This window comes from Azoarcus sp. TTM-91, from assembly GCF_012911025.1.
Lineage (GTDB): Bacteria > Pseudomonadota > Gammaproteobacteria > Burkholderiales > Rhodocyclaceae > Azoarcus.
This window is the reverse complement of the sequence record NZ_WUEI01000082.1, coordinates 1-19,740: the sequence shown is the minus strand read 5'-3', so window position 1 is coordinate 19,740 and position 19,740 is coordinate 1. Positions and strand designations below refer to the sequence as shown.

Sequence of the window (19,740 nt, the reverse complement as noted above, 5' to 3'; positions counted from 1 at the left end):
GTCATTGGCTGCATTCGGCGAAGTGGAAGGGGCCACGCTGGGGGTGGCGGAACCATATGACAAAAGTGGTGAAACATGCCAGCGCCGCGGCGGGCCCGGTTCGCGCCCGCCGCGGCGGGCGGGGTGCCGCTAGACGCTGACGGTGAAGCGCCGCAGCAGCCCGGCCGCGCCCTGGCTGCGGGCCAGCGCCAGCGCTTGTTGGCGCAGGGCGGTGGCTTCCGCTTCGCCGCGGCTGCAGTCGGCTTTCAGCCAGAGCAGGTCGGCGAGGCAGTACTGGTCTTCATTCACGTCCGCTTCGCGGATGGCGAGGTCCAGCAGCTGGGCGGCTTCTTCGCTTGCGGCCTGGGCGAGCAGGGCGTGGGCGACGATCCAGCGCGAGGTGGTGATGCCGGCCTGGTAGGCGAGGCGCATGCGCTCGGCGGCGGCGAACAGCAGGGCGCTGGCGGTGGGGGTGTCGCCGGCGGCGTCGGCCCACAGCAGGAACAGGCTGTTCACCCCTTCCCACAGGCTGAAGCCGTGGCGGGCGGCGAGGGCGTGGGCTTCGGCCGCCAGCCGCAGCACTTCAGCCCTGTCCTGCCGGCACCAGTGCAGGGCGACGGCGAAGGTGAGGGCGAAGCACAGCGCGTGGGCACGGCGGCCCTGGCGGGCGAGGGCGACCGCCTCGCCGGCGGTGGCGCAGGCGGCCGCGTCGTCGCCGAGGAACCACTGGTTCCAGCCGAGGAAGGCGCGGCAGGTGACGGCGGGGTCGTCCACGCAGTAGCGCACCCGGTCGCGCGCACCCAGGCGGCCGGCGAGTTCGATGCCGCGTTGCTGCCAGCCATGCGCCTCCTGCAACTGGCCGCGCCAGAACAGGGAGTTGCCGAGGGCGAAGGCGGCCATCAGCCGTTCGGCGTCGGTCTGCGCCAGCTTTTCCAGGCGGCGGGCGATGTCCAGCCCTTCGACCTCGCCCTGGGAGCTACCGCCCATGTAGCGGCCGCTGAGGGCGGCGAACAAGCGGCCGCGGCGGCGGTCGCTGCTGTTTTCGGCCTCCAGCCGGAGGGCAACCTCGCTGAACAGGCGGTGGGCCAGCGGTGAGCCGAAGCCCTGCGCTTGCTGGGCGGCGTAGCCCAGGCGCATGCGCAGCTCCATGGCGCGCTCGCCGTCCTGTTCGCCGCGGCCCAGGCGGGCGACGCAGGCCAGGGCCTCCTCGAAGCAGCGCATGGCGTCGGCGGCGAATTCCTGCGTCATCGCCGCCTCGCCGGCGCGGCTCCACCACTGCTCGGCCTCGCGCCAGCATTCGGCGGCGGCAAAGTGGCCGGCGACGTTCTCCGCCGCCGGCTTGTCGTGCCGGCACAGCAGCTCGGCGACCTGCCGGTGCAGCTGGCGGCGGCGGGCGGGGGCGAGGCTGCCGTAGGCGGCGTCGCGGATCAGGGCGTGGCGGAAGACGAAGCTGTCGGCGTCTTCCTCGGCGATCAGCCGGCTGTCGAGGGCAGCGTCCAGCGCTGGCACGGTGGCGGTGTCGGGCAGCAGGGCGCCGAGCTGCTGGCGGCCGAAGCGCTGGCCCAGTACCGCGGCGGCCATCAGCACCGGCTTGGCCTTGCCCAGGCGGTCCAGCTCGTTCTGCAGCAGTTCGGCCACCGTCTGGCTGTGCCGGCCGCCCTCGTGCCAGGTCAGTGCCAGGCGTTCGAGGAACAGCGGCACGCCGCCGCAGGCATCGGCGATGCGCTGGCGCTCGGCGGGTGGAATGTGTTGCGCCGGGTCGTGGCGGGCGATCAGGGCGAGCGCGGCGGCCGGCGGCAGCGGGGCGAGGTCCAGGGTGTGCTGCGCCGGGGCGGCGGTGGGGAGTTCGGTATCCGGCCGCGCGGTGAGCACCAGGAGCAGGGGCTGGCGGCCGAGTTCGGGGAGCAGCAGCTGCAGCAGTTCCAGCGTGGCGCGGTCGCTCCAGTGCAGGTCGTCCACGATGAGCAGGGTCGGGCTGTCGGCGAAGGCGGCGAGCAGCCGGGACAGGGCGTGGAAGGCGTCTTCCTTGGGCGGCGGCGCGTCCTTGCCGTCGCCCTGTTCGACCAGTGCGGCGATGGCCTCCACCGCCTCCGTGTCCAGCGCTGGGTGGGCGCGACGCAGGGCGGCGGCGAGCAGGCCGCGGCGCTGGCCGGCGGGCGTGGCCTCGTCGAGCTGGGCAAAGGCCTCCAGGCTGGCGATCAGCGGCCCCAGCGGGCGGTGCTGCAGTTCCAGCCCGCAGGCCAGGCGGCGCACCTGGCCGCCTTGCTGCCACACGCGCCGCGCCAGTTCGCTGGCGAGCCGCGTCTTGCCCAGGCCGGCGGGGCCGCGCAAGAGGGCGACGCGGGGCTGGCCGGTCTGGGCCTCCCGCCATAGGCCTTGCAGAATTTCCAGTTCCTGGTCGCGGCCGGCGAAGGGGGCGTCGCTGCCTTCCGGCAGCAGCGGCGCCAGCGCCTGGCCGCAGCGGTGGAAGGTCTGCGGCGCGTCGAAACCGGGCAGGCGGTGCGCGCCGGCATGCTCGAAGCGGAAGCCCTGACCGGCTTCGTCGGCGACCGCGGTGGTGACCAGGATCTCGCCGGGTGCGGCGCTCCAGCCGGCCAGCATGGCCAGATCCGGCAGCGGGCCGAGCAGGCGCGGCCGTGGCGCCGCCGGCTGCAGCAGGGCCTTGCCGGCGCTGATGCCGCTGCGCGGGGCGAAGCCGGCGGCGGCGCCTTTGTGGATGTCGGCGGCGGCGAGCAGGGCGCGTTCGGAGGAGCGTTCGCCGGTGGCGCCGAACAGGGCGAGCATGCCGCGGCCGCATACCGACAGCACCTGGCCGCCGCGGCGCTCCACCCGCAGCTGCATTTCCGCCAGCAATTGCTCGTCTTCCGCCCAGTCGTCGGCGCTGCCGGGGGCGCAGTAGAGCACGCTGAGCCAGCGCTGCTCCGGCTGGCTGTCCGGCCGGATGTTGCGGGCGAGCTGGGCCTTCAGCGCCTGCAATGCCGGGCCGGGACGGCCGCCCAGTTCCACCGCCAGGCGCTGGCGCAGGGTGTCGAATACCGCCAGCGCGGCCGCCTGCTCGCCGCCTTCGGCCAGCAGCTTCATCAGCAGCAGGGCGTGGTTCTCGTCCAGCGGCGCCGCGCGGTGCAACTGGCGGGCGAGGGCGATCGCCGCGTCCAGCCGCCCTTCCCGCTGGCGGATCTCGCACAGGCGCTGCAGCAGCAGGGCGGCGCGGGCGTGGAAGTGGTGGCGGCTGGTGTGCAGCCAGTCATCCAGCTCGGGGGAGTCGTCCAGCTGCAGGCCGTGGAGGAATTCGCCCAGCAGGTCGGGGGCGGTGGCCTCCAGCTGCTCCCGCCAGGCGGCGTCGGCCTTGCCGCCGCCGCCGAGGCGGTCGAGGGTGGCGTCGTCCAGCCAGTGCAGGTCCAGGCTCAGGCCGTCGCCGGGTTGCAGGCGGATGGCGCGGCCGTCCTTCTGCAGCGGCGATGCGGCGCCGGCGTCGAACAGGGTGGAGAGGTTGTACAGCACCTGGCGGAGGTTGTTGCGCGCCGATTCCGTTTCCAGGTCGGGCCACAGCAGGCGGGCGAGCCGTTCGCGCGGCTGCCACTGGCCGGCATGGACGGCGAGGTAGCCCAGCAGGGCGTAGCCCTTGCGGTACTTGATGCGTTTGCTCGCATCCTCGCCACCGCGCAGCAGGGTGAGCCGGCCGAGCAGGGAGAGCTGCGTGGCGGCGGTGTGTGGCGGGCGGCTCGGCGTTTCCAGGGCTATTCCTTTCGATCTATCGCGCTGCGGCCCGGCGACCTTCCCGCGCCCATGACGGCGTGCATTATCCGGGCGCGGGGGCCCTCCCGCCAAGCGCGGCGGCGGGGGTTGCGACGGCCTCTTACGCTGTTCTAACGCCCGCTGCTTAGCCTTCGCGCATATCTCCCTCATTTATCCAAAGCGATGAGCCTCTTCCCTGCGCTGCGATCTGTGCCGGCTGCGATGCTGCAAGCACGTTCTTCCCTGGTACTCACCTTCCCCCTCGCGCTGTCGCTGGTCTGTTCCCAGGCGCATGCGCAGGCGGCACCGGATGCCGGCACCCTGCAGCGGGAGGCGGAGCAGGCCATACGCGCGCTGCCGGCCTCGCCCCAGCCGGTGCCGCAGCCAGCACCGCCCATGGTCGAGACGGACAAGGCGGCGCGGGTGACGGTGCAGTCCTTCATCATCGATGGCGCCACGCTGATCGCCGAATCCGAGCTGCAGGCCTTGCTCGCCGACCTGCGCGGGCAGTCGCTCACCCTGGCGGAGCTGGAGCAGGCGGCGCAGCGGTTGGCGCAGCACTACCGCCAGCGCGGCTGGTATGTGCGGGTCTACCTGCCGGTGCAGGACGTGACCGCCGGCCAGCTGCGCTTGCAGGTGGTGGAAGGCCGCTACGGCGGCGTGCGGCGGGAGGATGCCGGCGGCCGGGCGGATGGCGCTTTCGTCGAGAGCATGGTCACCGGCGGCCTGGCGCCCGGCCTGCCGCTGCCGGCCAATGCGCTGGAGCGCGGCCTGCTGCTGGCCAACGACCTGGCCGGCGTGCGCGCCACCGGCGTGCTGGAGGCGGGCGAGGCGCCGGGCACCACCCGGCTGCTGTTGAGAGTGGAGGACACCCCCTTCATCAGCGGCGACATCGGCGCCAACAACCACGGCATCAAGTCCTCCGGCTTCGCCCAGGTGGTGGGCGGGGTGACGCTGAACGACCTCTCCGGCTGGGGCGATCGCCTCGCCCTGCGCCTGCTCGCCACCGAGCGCCTGCACAACGTGCTGCTGCAGTACGCAACGCCGCTGGGCAGCGACGGCTGGAGCGTGGCGGTGCATGCCTCGGCGCTGGATTACCGCCTTGGCGGCGACTTCCTCGACCTCGACGCCAAGGGCCGCGCCACCGCGGCCGGCCTCACCCTCAGCTATGCGCTGGTGCGCAGCAGCGAGAACAATCTGGCGTTCATCCTGGGGGCGGAGCAGCGCCGCTTCGAGGACAAGAACCTGGGCGAGACGCTGCGCCGCCGCCAGATCGAGGTGTACAGCCTGGGCTTGCGCGGCGACGCGGTGGACAGCCTGGGCGGTGGCGGCCTCACCCGCGGCGATCTGCAGCTGTCGTCCGGCCGCCTGCATCTGGCCGACGTGGGCGGCGACCCGGCTGCCGATGCCGCCGGGCCGCGCAGCGCAGGCGGGTACACCAAGCTGGCGATGGAGGTCTCGCGCCTGCAGCGGCTGCCGCTGGCTGGCTGGCAAGTGCAGGCCACGCTCTCCGGTCAGCTGGCCGACGGCAACCTCAGCAGCGCCGAGCAGTTCACCCTGGGCGGTGCCTACGGCGTGCGCGCCTATCCGGGCAACGAAGGCGTGGGCGACGAGGGCGCCCTGTTCAAGCTCGAGCTGCAGCGCGAGCTCGGCAGCGGCTGGCAGGCCCAGCTCTTCTACGACGCCGGCTACATCCGCCAGCACAAGCGCACCTGGGAGGGGTGGCGCGATGGCAGCGACCAACCCAACGCCTACCGCCTGTCCGGTGCCGGCCTTGGCCTGAGCTGGCTGCAGGCCACGCCCGGCCGTTGGCTGAAAGGCTGGCGGCTGAGTGCCGCGGTGGCCGCTCCGCTGGGCGACAACCCCGGCGAGAGCGCCGATGGACGCAACAACGACGGCAGCCGGCCGTCGCGGGCGCGGGCGTGGATCAGCGCCGCCGCGGCCTTCTGAGCGGCCAGCCGGTGTGCCGGGCCGAGCGCTCCGCCGGGCTTGCGCACCGGCTGACCCGGAGGCGGCGCGCGGAGCCCGCGGCCCCATGCGCTCTGCTTCCGCCTCCGCCTCGTTTCCAGGCGGGACCGCCGATGCCGGTCCGCCTTTTTCCTTTCTTGCCGTTGGGCTTTGTCGCCTGAGGATACTGCCATGAACCACAGCTACCGACTCGTCTGGAACGCCCGTGAGGGGCGCTGCGTCCCCGCTCCTGAAACGGCCCTGGGCCGGGGCAAGGCCGGCGGGGGCCGGCTGAGCCCGTTGGCGCTGGTGCTGAGCGCCGGCCTTGCTGCCAGCGGCGGGGCCTGGGCCGCACCCGCGGCCGACGCCCTGCCCAGCGGCGGGCAGGTGGTGGCCGGACAGGCGGGCATCAGCCACAGCGGCAACACGCTCACCGTCAGCCAGGGCAGCGACAAGGCCATCATCGACTGGCAGCGCTTCGACATCGGCGGCGCGGCGGCGGTGCAGTTCCTGCAGCCCTCCTCGTCCAGTGTGGCGCTGAACCGGGTGCTGTCGGGCGAAGCCAGCCAGATCTACGGCAGCCTGACGGCCAACGGCAAGGTCTACCTGGTGAATCCGGCCGGCGTGGTGTTCGGCAGCGGCAGCAAAGTGGACGTGGGAGCGCTGGTGGCCTCCACGCTGGACATCAGCAACGAGGACTTCCTCGCCGGCCGGCTGGTGTTTAGTCGCGAGGGCGCCACCGGCAGCGTCCTGAACCAAGGCGAGATCACCGCCGCCGACGGCGGTCTGGTCGCACTGCTGGCGCCGACGGTGAGAAACGAAGGCGTGATCCGCGCCCGGCTGGGCACGGTGGCGCTGGCCGCCGGCGACAAAGTCACGCTGGCCGCCGGCGCGGACGGCCTGCTGCAGGTGGCGCTGGAGCCGTCCACGGTGCAGACCCTGATCGAGAACAAGCAACTCATCGTCGCCGACGGCGGCCAGGTGCTGATGACCAGCAAGGCGGCCGACGCCCTGTCGGCGGGCGTTGTCGCCAACAGCGGCACGGTGCAGGCGCGCACGCTGGCGGAAAAGGAAGGGCGCATCCTGCTGCTGGCCGACATGAGCCACGGCGAGGTCAAACACGGCGGCCTGCTCGACGCCAGCGCGCCGCAGAGCGGGGACGGCGGCTTCATCGAAACCAGCGCCGCCACCGTCACCCTGGAAGCCGGGCGCAAAGTCACCACGCTGGCGGCCAAGGGCCAGACCGGCAGCTGGCTGATCGACCCGAACGACTACACCATCGCCGCCAACGGCGGCAACATCACCGGCGCCGACCTGTCGGCCGACCTCGCCAGCACCAGCATCACCATCAGCACCGCGACCCAGGGCACGGCCGGGGGCAACGGCGACATCTTCGTGAACGACGCGGTGAGCTGGAACGCGGCCACCACGCTGACGCTCAACGCCCAGCGCAACATCGAGATCAACGCGCCGATCACGGTGGCGCACGCGGGCGGCGGTCTGGCGCTGAACCACGGCGGGTCGGACTACAGCCTGGGCGCGCCGGTGAGCTTCACCGCCGGCAGCGGCGGCAGCTTCAGCGTCAATGGCCAGGCTTACACGCTGATCCATGACATGGCCGGGCTGACCGCGATCAACTCGACGGACCTGGCTGGCCGTTATGCGCTGGCGAAGAACCTGGATGCTGCCGGGACAACCTACGCCTCAGCCCTGATCGGCAGCTCCGGGCAGCAGTTCAGCGGCACCCTGACCGGCCTCGGACATACCATCAGCAATCTGCGTATCCAGAGCGCAAGCAACAACATCGGCCTGATCGGCGAGCTTGGCCGCTACGGCTGGGTGCGCGATATCGGGCTGGTGAATGTGGATATCCGCGCCGGCTCATATTCCGGCGGCCTGGCCGGCAGTGCGGACCGGGCCAGGATCGATAACGTCTTCGTCACCGGCGTGGTCGATGGCTACTACGCCGGCACCATGGGCGGCGTCGTGGGCTACTCCTACCTGACCCCGATCACCAACGCCTATTTCATCGGTCAGGTCAGCGGCACCAGCCGTGTCGGCGGCCTCGTCGGTACCAACTACGGGTCAATCTCCAACAGCTATGCGGTCGCGCAGGTCTCCGGCTCCGGAACCGGCATCGGTCCGCTGACAGGTTACGGCGACTCCGTCAGCAACAGCTTCTACGCCACCACCGATGCCGCTGGCAACGCAATTTCCATCAGTGGCCAAGACAACACTCAAGGCACCGCCAAGACCTACACCGAGCTCACCCAGCTTTCCACCTTCAGCGGCTGGGACATCGACGACGCCGGTGCCAGCGGCCGGGCCTGGCGGATCTACGACGGCAACACCCTGCCGCTGCTGCGCGCCTTCCTGACGCCGGTGAAGGTGCTGGTGGGCGACCTCGGCAGCAAGACCTACGACGGCAACGGCGTTTCCGGCACCACCAACGGCTATTTCGTGCCCAACGGCGTCACCCTCTCCGGCAGCGGCGGCACGCTGAGCTACTCAGCCGGCGCGGATGCCCGCAGCTACTACGGCGATGGCGGCAGCCTGAACATCACCGGCGGCTTTTACTCCAGCCAGAACGGCTACGACATCATCTACGACGGCAGCTACACCATCACGCCGAAAGCGATCACGGTGAGTGCGGACGCGGCGAGCAAGACCTATGGCGACGCCGATCCGACGCTGGGCTGGACGGCGACCGGCCTGGTCGGCAGCGACACCCTGGGCGGCAGCCTGGCGCGGGCGGCCGGGGAGAACGCCGGCGGCTACGCCATCAACCAGGGCACGCTGGCCAACGCCAACTACAGCATCAGCTTCACCGGCAACACGCTGACCATCACGCCGAAGGCGATCACGGTGAGCGCGGACGCGGCGAGCAAGACCTACGGCGACGCCGACCCGACGCTGGGCTGGACGGCGAACGGCCTGGTCGGCAGCGACACCCTGGGCGGCAGCCTGGCGCGGGCGGCGGGGGAGAACGCCGGCGGCTACGCCATCAACCAGGGCACGCTGGCCAACGCCAACTACAGCATCAGCTTCACCGGCAACACGCTGACCATCACGCCGAAGGCGATCACGGTGAGCGCGGACGCGGCGAGCAAGACCTATGGCGACGCCGACCCGACGCTGGGCTGGACGGCGAACGGCCTGGTCGGCAGCGACACCCTGGGCGGCAGCCTGGCGCGGGCGGCGGGGGAGAACGCCGGCGGCTACGCCATCAACCAGGGCACGCTGGCCAACGCCAACTACAGCATCAGCTTCACCGGCAACACCCTCACCATCACCCCGGCCGCGCTCACGGTGACCGCCGGCAACGCCAGCAAGACCTACGATGGGCAGGCCTGGAGTGGCGGCAACGGCGTGAGCTACAGCGGCTTCGTCAACGGCGAGAACGAGTCGGTGCTGGGCGGCACGCTGAGCTATGGCGGCAGCAGCCAGGGCGCGGTGAATGCCGGCAGCTACGGCATCAGCGCGTCCGGCCTGGCCAGCGGCAACTACGTCATCAGCTATGTGGATGGCGCGCTGACGGTGAACAAGGCCGCGCTCACGGTGACCGCCAGCGACGCCAGCAAGCGCTACGACGGCCAGGCCTGGAGCGGCGGCAACGGCGTGAGCTACAGCGGCTTCGTCAATGGCGAGGACGCCTCGGTGCTGTCCGGCACGTTGAGCTACGGCGGCAGCAGCCAGGGGGCGACGGCCGCCGGCAGCTACACCATCACCCCGGGCGGGCTGGGCAGCGCCAACTATCTCATCCAGTTCGTCGATGGCCAGTTGCAGATCGGGCGGGCGGTGACCATGGATGGTGGCCGGGTGGTCAGCGCCATTGGCCCCGAACTGGCCCGCCGCGCGCCCACGCCGCCGGCGCTGGCCGCGCTGATGGCGGCGGGGCTGGGGCAGCCCGCTCCACTCAGCCTGGCGCAGGGTTTCATCGCGCTGCCAGCCACGGAGGACTAGGGCGCCTTCCGCTTGCGCCAGGACATGCGAGTGCATGTTGCTTTGCAGCAAGCGGTGAACCAAAGTGAGGGAACGCGGCGGGTGGCGCCGCGCTTTCATGGAGGCAAGGCATGACCGGCATATCCCGCTTCGATCAGGACTTCGGCGCTGTCGTCGTGGAACTGGCCGGCTTGTCCGCCCTCTGCGGCGTCCGCCTGCGCGACCCCGGCGTGGTGGATGCGGTGCTGCGCGGCGACGAGCTGATCCGCCACGCCAACCCCACCGCCTTCGACAAGATGCGCGGCCTGCTGGTCCTGGCCTTCACGCTGGTGGAGCGCTCGGTAGCGGCGCAGGGGGCGGAGTCCACCGCCGAGTTCGTCGCCAGCGCGATCGCCGAGGCGAGCGAACGGCGGGATATGTTTGGGTAGGGTCCGCTGGCCGCGACAGGGGGCAGCGTGATGCAGTGCGGAGGGCAGCGTGATGCAGTGCAGAGAGCAGACGTTGCCCGGCGCCGGGGTTTTCTCCCCTCTCCCCTCGCGGGAGAGGGGCTGGGGGAGAGGAGGGGGTACGGCGCTTGGATTCCCGCTGGCGGCCTGATCCAGGCAGACGCCCCTCTGCCTGGCCCCGCCCCACGGGGAAGGGAGTGCGGGGAGGGCGGCGGTAGCGCGTCGCCCCACCCGGCCTCAATCCCCCTTGTCCAGCCCGTATCGCGTCAGCTTGCTGCGCAGGCCTACGCGGGACAGGCCCAGTTCCTTGGCGGCGCGGGTCTTGTTCCAGCGGTGGCGGATCAGGCTTTCGCGCACGATGCGCGCTTCCAGCGTCTCCAGGCGGGTCTTGAGGTCGCCTTCCAGCTCGCCCAGCAGGTTGAGCGCCGGCTCCTCGGCGGCCTCGCCGGCGCGCAGCACCCGCGGGCTGAGGTGGCTGGCGGAGAGGCTGTCGCCGTCGGCCAGGGCGATCATGCGCAGCACCTCGTTGCGCAGCTCGCGTACATTGCCCGGCCAGCGCCAGGCCACCAGGCAGTCGATGATCTCCCCGGACAGCGGCTCGAAGCGGCGGCCGAGCGCGGCCTGGCTTTCGTCCAGCAGCGCCTGGGCGATCAGCGGGATGTCCATCGGCCGCTCGCGCAGCGGCGGCACCGACACGGTGACGGCGGCGAGGCGGTAGTAGAGATCCTCGCGGAAGCGGCCGGCCAGCACCTCGGCTTCCAGGTCGCGGTTGGTGGCGGCGATCACCCGCGCATCCACCGGAATCGGCCGCGCCGCGCCCACCGGCCGCACTTCGCCCTCCTGCAGCACCCGCAGCAGCTTCACCTGGAAGGCGGCGGAGGTTTCACCCACCTCGTCCAGCAGCATGGTGCCGCCGTCGGCCTGCTTGAACAGGCCGATGCGGTCTTCGAAGGCGCCGGTGAAGGCGCCGCGCTTGTGGCCGAAGAGTTCGGACTCCAGCAGCTGGTCCGGCAGCGCGCCGCAGTTCTCCACCACGAAGGCTTCGTCCGCGCGCCGGCTGTCGTAGTGCAGCGCCCGCGCCAGCAGCTCCTTGCCGGTGCCGGATTCGCCGGTGAGCAGCACCGGGATGTCCAGCGCCGAGAGCTTCTTCACCAGCGTGCAGATGCCATGCATCGGCGAGCCGGGCGCGCGCACGATGGCGTCCAGCGCGAAGCGGCGGCGGGCGGCGCCGCGGCGGTTCTCCACCTGCCGCTCCAGCACCGGCGCGGCGGTGCGCAGCTCCATCGCCAGGCGCTGGTTCTCCGCATGCAGGCGCGCCATCTCGGCGGCGGATTTCAGCGTCAGCAGCAGCTGCTCCGGCTGCCAGGGCTTGAGCAGGTACTGGTAGATGCCGGCCTGGTTGATGCCTTCGATGATGTCTTCGGAGTCGGTGTAGCCGGAGATGATGATGCGGATGGCTTCCGGCCAGCGCTCGCGCACCTGGCGCAGCAGGGCGACGCCGGAGGTGCCGGGCATGCGCTGGTCGCACAGCACGATGCGTATCCATTCGCGCTCCAGCACCGCCAGCGCTTCCTTGGCGTTGGAGGCGGTGTGGACTTCGAAGTCCTCCTCCAGCGTGCGGCGCAGGGCTTCCTGGGAGCGGACCTCGTCATCGACGACGAGGATGGCGGGCAGTTCGGGGGGCAGCGGTGGGGTCATGGCTATCGCGGGGTCAGCAGATGCGGGGCAGCGGCTCGCCGCTGAGCCAGTCCAGCATGCGCTGGCCGCCCAGCGGGGTGGCGAGCTGGACGAAGTGGTGGGCATCTTCCACCACGGTGCCGATGCGGGCGGCGGCGCTGCCCAGCGGGTGGGCGCGCAGCGCAGCCAGCGCGGCGTCGGCGCTTTCCGGGGCGACCACCGCGATCAGCTTGCCTTCGTTGGCGAGGTAGAGCGGGTCCAGGCCGAGCAGCTCGCAGGCGGCTTCCACCTGGGGATGGACCGGCACCGCGGCTTCCTCGATGCGCATGCCGGCGCCGGACTGGCGGGCGATCTCGTTCAGCGTGGTGGCCAGCCCGCCGCGGGTGGGGTCGCGCAGCACGCGGATGGCCTCCGCCGGCAGCGCGGCGTAGAGCGCTTCCACCAGGCCGTGCAGGGCGGCGCTGTCGGAGCGGATCTCGGAGTCGAAGGCGAGCGATTCGCGCACCGCCAGGATGGCCATGCCGTGGTCGCCCATGCTGCCGGACACCAGCACCACGTCGCCAGGCCGCGCGCGGGCGCCGCCGGGGCTGCGCTCCACCGCCAGTGCGCCGATGCCGGTGGTGGCGATGAACACGCCATCGCCCTTGCCCTGCTCGACCACCTTGGTGTCGCCGGTGACCACCGGCACGCCGGCGGCGCGGCTGGCGGCTGCCATGGAATCGACGATGCGCTTGAGCTCGGCCAGCGGGTAGCCCTCTTCCAGGATGAAGCTGGCGGAGAGGTAGAGCGGGCGGGCGCCCATCACCGCGAGGTCGTTCACCGTGCCGTGCACCGCCAGGCTGCCGATGTCGCCGCCGGGGAAGAACAGCGGCGAGACGACATGGCCATCGGTCGCCATCACCAGGCGTTCGCCGGGCGCCGGGGCGGGCAGCACCGCGCCGTCGTCGCCCTGGGCCAGCCAGGGATTGTCGAAGGCGCGGGCGAAGAGTTCGGCCACCAGCTGGGCGGTGGCGCGGCCGCCGGCGCCGTGGTTCATGTCCACACGGCCGGAACGCAGGTCCAGCGGGCGGGTGTAGTGGGTTTTCATGGCTTGTCGTTGTTTTGGGTGAGGCACTGGCCAGCCGGGAGCATAGCCGGCCAGCGGCGGGCGGTCTCCAGGCCGGGGAAAACAGGCCCGCCGCTTGCTGCCGGCAGGGCGCTGCTCGCTGGCCGGCTCACGCTGCGGCGACCGGGACGTCGCGGAAGCGGCCGTAGTTGTAGTGCGCCGCGCAAGCGCCTTCGGAGGAAACCATGCAGGAGCCCATCGGCGTTTCCGGGGTACAGGCGGTGCCGAACAGCTTGCAGTCCGCCGGGCGCTTTTCGCCGCGCAGGATGGTGCCGCACTCGCAGGACTTGTGGTCCGCCACCGGCGCGTAGTCCAGGCCGAACTTGGCTTCGGCGTCCCAGGCGGCGAATTCCGGGCGGATGCGCAGCGCCGAGTCGGGCAGGCTGCCGAGGCCGCGCCACTCGTAGCTGGCGCGCAGGGTGAAGACTTCATCCACCAGCGCCTGGGCCTTGAGGTTGCCTTCGCGGGTGACCGCGCGGGTGAATTCGTTCTCGATCTCGGCGCGGCCGTCGTTCACCTGGCGGATCAGCATCAGAATGGACTGCATCACGTCCAGCGGCTCGAAGCCGGCGATGACCACCGGCTTGTGGTGCTGCTCGGCGACGAAGTCGTAGGGCCGGCTGCCGATGACGGTGGAGACGTGGGCCGGGCCGACGAAGCCGTCCAGCTTCACCCTGGCCTCCGCCCCGGCGCCGGCCGGCGCATGCAGGATGGCGCGGATGGCCGCCGGCGTGAGCACGTGGTTGCACAGCACGCTGAAGTTGGCGAGGCCCAGTGCGCGGGCCTGGCGCAGCACCAGCGCGGTGGGCGGCGTGGTGGTCTCGAAGCCGATGGCGAGGAAGACGACTTCGCGCTGCGGCTCGCGCTGGGCCAGCGCCAGGGCGTCGGCGGCGGAGTACACCATGCGGATGTCGGCGCGGCTTTTGTCCAGCCGGGCGCGCGCCTTCAGCAGCGACAGGCCGCCGGAGGCCGGCACCCGCAGGCAGTCGCCATAGGTGCAGATGGTGACGGCGCGCTCCATCGCCAGCCGGATGGCCATGTCGATGCGGCCCACCGGCAGCACGCACACCGGGCAGCCGGGGCCGTGGATCATGCGCACATTGGCCGGCAGCAGGTCGACCACGCCGTAGCGGGAGATGGCGTGGGTGTGGCCGCCGCAGAACTCCATGAAGGCATAGTTGCGCGCCGGGTCGGCCTCGCGGGCGATGGCGGCGCCGATGCCGCGGGCGAGTTTGCCGTCGCGGAATTCGTCCACGTACTTCATGCGTCCTCCAGCGAGGGGGTGAGGCCGGCCTGGGCGAACAGCGCCAGCGTGGCCTCGGCCTCCCGCTGGTCCAGCCTGGAGAGGGCGTAGCCGACGTGCACGATCACGTAGTCGCCGACGGCGACGCCGTCCACCAGCGCCAGCGAGATTTCCTTGGCGACGCCGCCGAGTTCCACCCGGGCGCGATCATCCGGCAGCAGTTCCGCCACGCGGGCGGGAATGGCGAGGCACATGCGTTCAATATCCTTCGAGCAGATAGCGGGCGATGCGGGCCTGGCCGAGCGCGAGGCCGCCGTCGTTGGGCGGCACCTGGCGGGCTTCCAGTACGGCGAGGCCGCGCGCGGCGAGACGGCGGCCGAGGTCGCGCGACAGCAGGCGGTTGAGGAAACAGCCGCCGGAGAGGGCGACGGTGCGGATGCCGGAAACATCGGTGGCGCGCAGCACCCAGGCTTCCAGCGCGGCGGCCAGGGTGGCGTGGAACAGGGCGGCGCCGCGGGCGGCGTTGCGCTCGTCGGCCAGCACGGCGAGCAGCGGCAGCAGGTCCAGCGTGCCGGCCGGGGTGTCCTTGTCTTCCACCAAGCGCCAGCCGCCGGGCAGCGGCAGCGCCGGGCCGTGGGTGGTGGCCAGGCTTTCCAGCCGCATCGCCGCTTCGCCTTCGTAGCCCATGCGCTCGCACACGCCGAGCAGGCCGGCGGCGGCGTCGAACCAGCGCCCCAGGCTGGTGGTGGGCGGACAGCGGGTGCCGGCCGCCAGCAGATCGGCCATGCGCCAGGCGGCCTGCTCGCGGTGGAAGCGGGCGGCGATCTCGCCGCCGCGGCCCAGCAGGTGCAGCACCGCCGAGGCCATGCGCCAGGGTTCGCGCGCGGCCTTGTCGGCGCCGGGCAGCGGCAGGGCGGCGAGGTGGCCGAGGCGGGCGAAGCGCGGGCCATCCACCTGCAGCAGCTCGCCGCCCCAGGCGCGGCCGTCGCTGCCCAGGCCGGTGCCGTCCAGCGCCAGGCCCAGCGTGGGGCCGAGGTGGCGGTGTTCGGCTTCCACCGCGGCGATGTGGGCGTGGTGGTGCTGCACCGGGAAGGCGGGAATGCCCAGGCGCTCGGCCATGGCGAGCGCGGCGTGGGTGGAGGCGAAGTCCGGATGCAGGTCGTGGGCGACCGCCTCCGGCTCCAGCGCCAGGATGTGGCGCAGGTGCTCGGCGGCTTCGTCCAGCGCCTGGCAGGCGCCGGCGGATTCGAGGTCGCCGACGTGCTGCGACATGAAGGCTTCGTCGCCGCGCGTCATGCACAGGGTGTTCTTGAGGAAGCCGCCGAAGGCCAGCACCGCCGCGCCCTTGCAGGCGAGCTTGACCGCGCTGGGCACGTAGCCGCGCGAGCGGCGGATGAACTGCATGTCGGCGTCGCCGGCGCGCGGCGAGGGCAGGCTGCGCACCACCGAGTCATCGCAGCGCACGACGATGTCGCGGTCGTGCATCAGGTAGGCGTCGGCCACGCCCATCAGCCGGCGGGTGGCTTCGCGGTTGCCTATCACCAGCGGTTCGCCGCCGGGGTTGGCGGAGGTGCACACCAGGGCGAGATCCTGCGCCATGTCCAGCCAGCCGGTGCCGGCGGGGCGGCCGGCGTGGTCGTGGAACAGCAGGTAATGCAGCGGGGTGTAGGGCAGCATCAGGCCGACCCAGGCCAGCTGCGGGGCGACGCCATCCAGTTCGCGGTCCACGCTGGGCAGCTTGTCGCACAGCACCACCGGCCGCTCCGGGCTGGCGAGCAGGCGTTCGTCGGTGGGCGACAGCGCGGCCCAGTGCCGCGCCGAGGCGAGGTTGGCGACCATCAGCGCGAAGGGCTTGCCCTCGCGCGACTTGCGCGCCCGCAGCCGCGCCACCGCTTCCGGGTTGCGGGCGTCGCACAGCAGGTGGAAGCCGCCCAGGCCCTTGATCGCGACGATTTCGCCGCACAGCAGGCGCAGCAGGGTGTCGGCCACCGGGTCGCGGGTGGCGACGGTGACGCCGTAGCCTTCCAGCAGTGCGAGATGGGGGCCACAGGCCGGACAGGCGTCGGGCTCGGCGTGGAAGCGGCGGTCGGCGGGGTCGCCGTACTCGTCGGCGCAGTCCACGCAGAACTCGAAGGCCGCCATGCTGGTGTTCACCCGGTCGTAGGGCAGGCCGCGGGTGATGGTGTAGCGCGGGCCGCAGTGGGTGCAGTTGATGAAGGGGTAGCGCCAGCGGCGGTCGGCGGGGTCGAACAGCTCGCGCAGGCAGTCGGCGCACACCGCGGTGTCCGGGCCGATGGCGGTGGTCACCTCGCCGCGGCGGGAGGCCATGATGGTGAAGCCGCGGTCGCCGGCGTCGGTCTCGCGCAGGTCGCTTTCCAGGTGGTCTATGCGCGCCCGCGGCGGTGCTTCGCCGTGCATGCGCGCGATCAGCGCCGAGAGATTGCCGGGCGTGCCCTGCACTTCGATCTCGACGCCGCCACCGTCGTTGCGCACCCAGCCGGACAGCCCCAGCTCCTGCGCCAGCCGGTAGACGAAGGGGCGGAAGCCCACGCCCTGCACCACGCCGCGCACCCGCAGCCGGCGGCGCTCCAGGGTGGGTGGCAACTGGCGGGGGGCGCCGCCGTCGCCGTTCATGACTGCGTCTCCACGGCCTCCGCTGCGCTGGCGGAGGCCGCCGCGGCACCGTCGGCGATCCAGTCCAGCCAGGCGTCGAAGCCTTCGCCGCTGGTGGAGGAGAGCTGCAGCACCCGCAGCCCGGGATTGACGCGCCGGGCGAAGTCGATGGCGCGCTGCACGTCGAAGCTGAGGTGGGGCAGCAGGTCGGTCTTGGACAGCAGCATCAGGTCGGCGGCGGCGAACATGTCCGGGTACTTGAGCGGCTTGTCCTCGCCCTCGGTCACCGACAGGATCACCACCTTGTGCGCCTCGCCGAGGTCGAAGGCGGCCGGGCAGACGAGGTTGCCGACGTTCTCGATCAGCAGCAGGCTGCGCGGCGGAATGGCCAGCCGGGCGAAGGCCTCGCCCACCATGTGGGCGTCCAGGTGACAGCCCTTGCCGGTGTTGATCTGCAGCGCCGGCGCGCCGGTGGCGCGGATGCGCTCGGCGTCGAACTCGGTCTGCTGGTCGCCCTCGATCACCGCCACCGGCAGCCGGCCGGCGAGGCGGCGTATGGTTTCCACCAGCAGCGTGGTCTTGCCCGAGCCGGGGCTGGAGACGAGGTTGAGGGCGAACACGCCGCGGCGCGCCAGCCAGTCGCGGTTGGCGGCGGCGAGGCGGTCGTTCTTGCCCAGGATGTCCTGCTCTATCTTCACCATCTGCGCCTGCGACAGGCCGGGCGCATGGGCGTGGGCCGGGCCGTGGCCGTAATGCAGCGCGCCGGCGCTGGCGGTGGGGCGGTGCGTTTCCACTGCCGGCGGCGCTGGCGTGTGCGTACGAGCGCTTGCGGGTGCAGCGCCGGCGGCGGGCTTGAAGCCGACGCTGGAACTGGCCTTGGGCGAGGCCGCCGGGCGTGCCGGCTGGCCGTTGTAGCGCAGCTCTCCGCTGCCGCATCCACACACGGTACACATCGGTTCAGCTCTCCTTCTCCGGGGTGGGCTCGCCGCTGGCGAGCGCCATTTCCTTTACCCGCATCTCGGTGCCGCCGGTGGGCTGCACCTGGTAGCCGCCGCAGCGCGGACAGGCGTCGTAGCGCTGGGCGATGGCGACGGTTTCGGCGCAGCGCAGGCACCAGCCGGTGCCGGGCACGCGCTCTATGCTCACGGTGGCGCCGTCGGCCACGCTGTCCTTCAGCACCACGTCGAGGCAGAAGCGCAGGCTTTCCACTTCCACCGCGGCGAGGTCGCCGATCTCCAGCACCACCGCTTCCACCCGGCTGGCGCCGTGGTTGCGGGCGGTGTCCTCGACGATGCTGCGCACGCCTTCGGCCAGGGACATCTCATGCATGGCCGGTTCCTGCCGCGGGTTCTTCCATGGGGTCGGCGTCGTCCAGTATTACCCGGTAGGCTACACAGGGGTCGAGGGCGAGCGCGAGGGCATGCAGCCGCTTTTGGGCGATTTCGCCGTCCGGCGCCGGCCAGCCGCTGCCTTCGCTGGCGAAGCTGCCGGCGGGGTGGAAATTCCACTCGGTGGGGGCGCACACCCGGTAGTCGGCGATGCGGCCTTCGCCATCCAGGCGCACGCCGTGCAGCAGCAGGCCGCGGGCGGTTTCCACCCAGGCGAGGCCGACGCCGGGCGCCGGCGAGGCGGCATCCGCCAGCACCGGCACCTCCGCCGCCAGCGGCTGGCGCAGGCGGCTGGCGCAGTCGGCCACGTCGATGACCTTGGCCAGCAGCCGGGCGGAGATGCGGTGGCCCTGCTCGAGCAGCAGGCGCACCAGCGGCGATTCGGCGTTGCGCGCCAGCGGGCCGGTTTCGGCGGCGGCGTCGTGGTCGGTGGGCTGCAGGCACCAGTCTTCGCCCGGCAGGCCGCCGAGCACGTCCAGCCAGCCAGCGGCGCTGCGCCGCGGCAGCAGGGGCAGCGCGCCGCTGGCCGGCGCGCCGGCGGTGCCGAAGCGCACCAGCGCGCCGAGCACGCTGCCCAGGCCGCCGCCGGCTTCGGCGCGGTCTACGAATTCGCCCAGGTTGCGCGGTTCGCGCAGGCGGGTGAAGAAGCCGGCCAGCAACTCGCGGGCGACCAGGTCCAGCAGGTCGCCGCCGAGGGCGTAGGCCTCTTCCGCGCTCAGCTGGCGGGAGAGGCGGCGGTGCAGTTCGGCGTAGCGGTTGCGGCGGGCGTCGAAGCCGAGCAGCGGCGGCCAGTCCAGCAGCAGGCGCCACAGATGCTCCTGGGCGGCTTCGGCGGCCAGCCGGCGTTCCAGCGCGGCGGCTTCGCGTTCACTCGGGGCGGCTTGGCCGAGGGCGGCGGCGCAGGCGAGGCGGGCGGCGCTTTGCTGGGCCTGGGCACACAGGGCGAACAGGCGCGGCACCAGCGCGGCGGCTTCATCCGGGCGGCGGCCGACGAGCAGGGCGGCGGCGCGCGGGCGCTGGTTGTGGATGTCGATGTGCGTCAGCTGGCCGCCCTGGCGATGGGCGTGCAGCAGCAGGGGTTCGGCTTGCGTGTTCATTCCCGGCCTCCGAACAGGCTGCCGCGCAGGAAGGCGCGGCGGGATACCGCCTGGCTGGAGAGCGGGCGCCCGGCCAGCCGCGCGGCCTCCGCATCCTCGCGCGCGGCGGCGGCGCTGTCCAGTGCGCCTTCGCCCGGCTGCAACAGGGCGTCGAAGGCGGCCAGCGCCACCGCTTCGGCGCTGGCCTGGTCGTCGAACTCGAACACCGGGGAGAACAGCGAGCAGGTCTGGTAGGGGCCGAGGCCGTCCTCGCTGCTGCCGAGGAAGGTGTAGCTGCCGGAGGGGAAGGCCCAGTCCTGCGATTCGCCGACGGCGATGGCGCGGAACTGGCCGCCGCCGCCGGGCAGGATGACCAGCGACAGCGCCCAGGGCGTGAGCAGCACGCCCAGCCATTCGCCCTCGTGCCGCCGCATCGCCGGCACCGCCACCGTCAGCGCCGGATTGCACACCGGCAGCCCGGCCATGCGGGTGGCGGCGATGGCGGCAAAGGTGCGCTGCAGGGCGTCGGCGGGATTGCCGGCGTGGCCGGTGGGCGGTTGGGCGTGCATCGGGCGGGATTGCTTGGCAG

13 protein-coding genes are annotated in these 19,740 nt (G+C 72.2%); 3 read left to right on the top strand and 10 right to left on the bottom strand.

What is annotated here, in order from left to right:
- Window positions 1-129 precede the first annotated feature (129 nt).
- Entirely contained in the window at window positions 130-3,807 is a 3,678-nt protein-coding gene (locus GRF61_RS18060; RefSeq protein ID WP_169152020.1) for an AAA family ATPase, read from the bottom strand.
- Between the two features lie 129 nt (window positions 3,808-3,936).
- Here GRF61_RS18060 and GRF61_RS18055 point away from each other — a divergent pair, with 129 nt between their 5' ends.
- The 3 genes from GRF61_RS18055 (at window position 3,937) to GRF61_RS18045 (ending at window position 10,031) form a co-directional block, all read left to right on the top strand.
- Window positions 3,937-5,664 carry a ShlB/FhaC/HecB family hemolysin secretion/activation protein gene (locus GRF61_RS18055; protein WP_169152019.1) on the top strand — a complete coding sequence of 576 codons (1,728 nt, stop codon included), beginning with the start codon at window positions 3,937-3,939 and terminating at the stop codon, window positions 5,662-5,664.
- A gap of 189 nt (window positions 5,665-5,853) precedes the next feature.
- On the top strand, window positions 5,854-9,624 hold the full coding sequence (locus GRF61_RS18050; RefSeq protein WP_169152018.1) for an MBG domain-containing protein: 3,771 nt from the start codon (window positions 5,854-5,856) through the stop codon (window positions 9,622-9,624).
- A gap of 110 nt (window positions 9,625-9,734) precedes the next feature.
- A complete protein-coding gene (locus tag GRF61_RS18045; protein ID WP_169152017.1) occupies window positions 9,735-10,031 on the top strand; it encodes a hypothetical protein in 297 nt (98 codons plus the stop codon).
- 255 nt (window positions 10,032-10,286) lie between these two features.
- Here GRF61_RS18045 and GRF61_RS18040 read toward each other — a convergent pair whose 3' ends face one another.
- From GRF61_RS18040 to hybE, 9 genes are all read right to left on the bottom strand, one after another.
- Entirely contained in the window at window positions 10,287-11,747 is a 1,461-nt protein-coding gene (locus GRF61_RS18040; RefSeq protein ID WP_169152016.1) for a sigma-54 dependent transcriptional regulator, read from the bottom strand.
- 13 nt (window positions 11,748-11,760) lie between these two features.
- Window positions 11,761-12,813 carry a hydrogenase expression/formation protein HypE gene (gene hypE / locus GRF61_RS18035; RefSeq protein WP_169152015.1) on the bottom strand — a complete coding sequence of 351 codons (1,053 nt, stop codon included), beginning with the start codon at window positions 12,811-12,813 and terminating at the stop codon, window positions 11,761-11,763.
- A 127-nt stretch (window positions 12,814-12,940) separates the two neighbouring features.
- Complete coding sequence (hypD, locus tag GRF61_RS18030; RefSeq protein WP_169152014.1) at window positions 12,941-14,095, bottom strand: hydrogenase formation protein HypD; 1,155 nt, start codon at window positions 14,093-14,095, stop codon at window positions 12,941-12,943.
- Window positions 14,092-14,328 carry a HypC/HybG/HupF family hydrogenase formation chaperone gene (locus GRF61_RS18025; RefSeq protein ID WP_169152013.1) on the bottom strand — a complete coding sequence of 79 codons (237 nt, stop codon included), beginning with the start codon at window positions 14,326-14,328 and terminating at the stop codon, window positions 14,092-14,094. Before GRF61_RS18025 ends, hypD begins: the two co-directional genes overlap by 4 nt.
- Before the next feature lie 4 nt (window positions 14,329-14,332).
- Window positions 14,333-16,708 (bottom strand): carbamoyltransferase HypF, encoded by a 2,376-nt coding sequence (gene hypF / locus GRF61_RS18020; RefSeq protein ID WP_169152012.1) that lies wholly within the window; start codon window positions 16,706-16,708, stop codon window positions 14,333-14,335.
- Window positions 16,705-17,640 (bottom strand): hydrogenase nickel incorporation protein HypB, encoded by a 936-nt coding sequence (gene hypB, locus GRF61_RS18015; protein ID WP_169152011.1) that lies wholly within the window; start codon window positions 17,638-17,640, stop codon window positions 16,705-16,707. Before hypB ends, hypF begins: the two co-directional genes overlap by 4 nt.
- 4 nt (window positions 17,641-17,644) lie before the next feature.
- Window positions 17,645-18,016, bottom strand: coding sequence for a hydrogenase maturation nickel metallochaperone HypA (gene hypA, locus GRF61_RS18010; RefSeq protein WP_133592247.1), 372 nt, complete (start codon window positions 18,014-18,016; stop codon window positions 17,645-17,647).
- Window positions 18,009-19,172 (bottom strand): hypothetical protein, encoded by a 1,164-nt coding sequence (locus GRF61_RS18005; protein ID WP_169152010.1) that lies wholly within the window; start codon window positions 19,170-19,172, stop codon window positions 18,009-18,011. Before GRF61_RS18005 ends, hypA begins: the two co-directional genes overlap by 8 nt.
- Window positions 19,169-19,740 (bottom strand): [NiFe]-hydrogenase assembly chaperone HybE (gene hybE, locus GRF61_RS18000; protein ID WP_211166062.1); only part of this gene is annotated, 572 nt, incomplete at its 5' end. The genes hybE and GRF61_RS18005, both read right to left, overlap by 4 nt.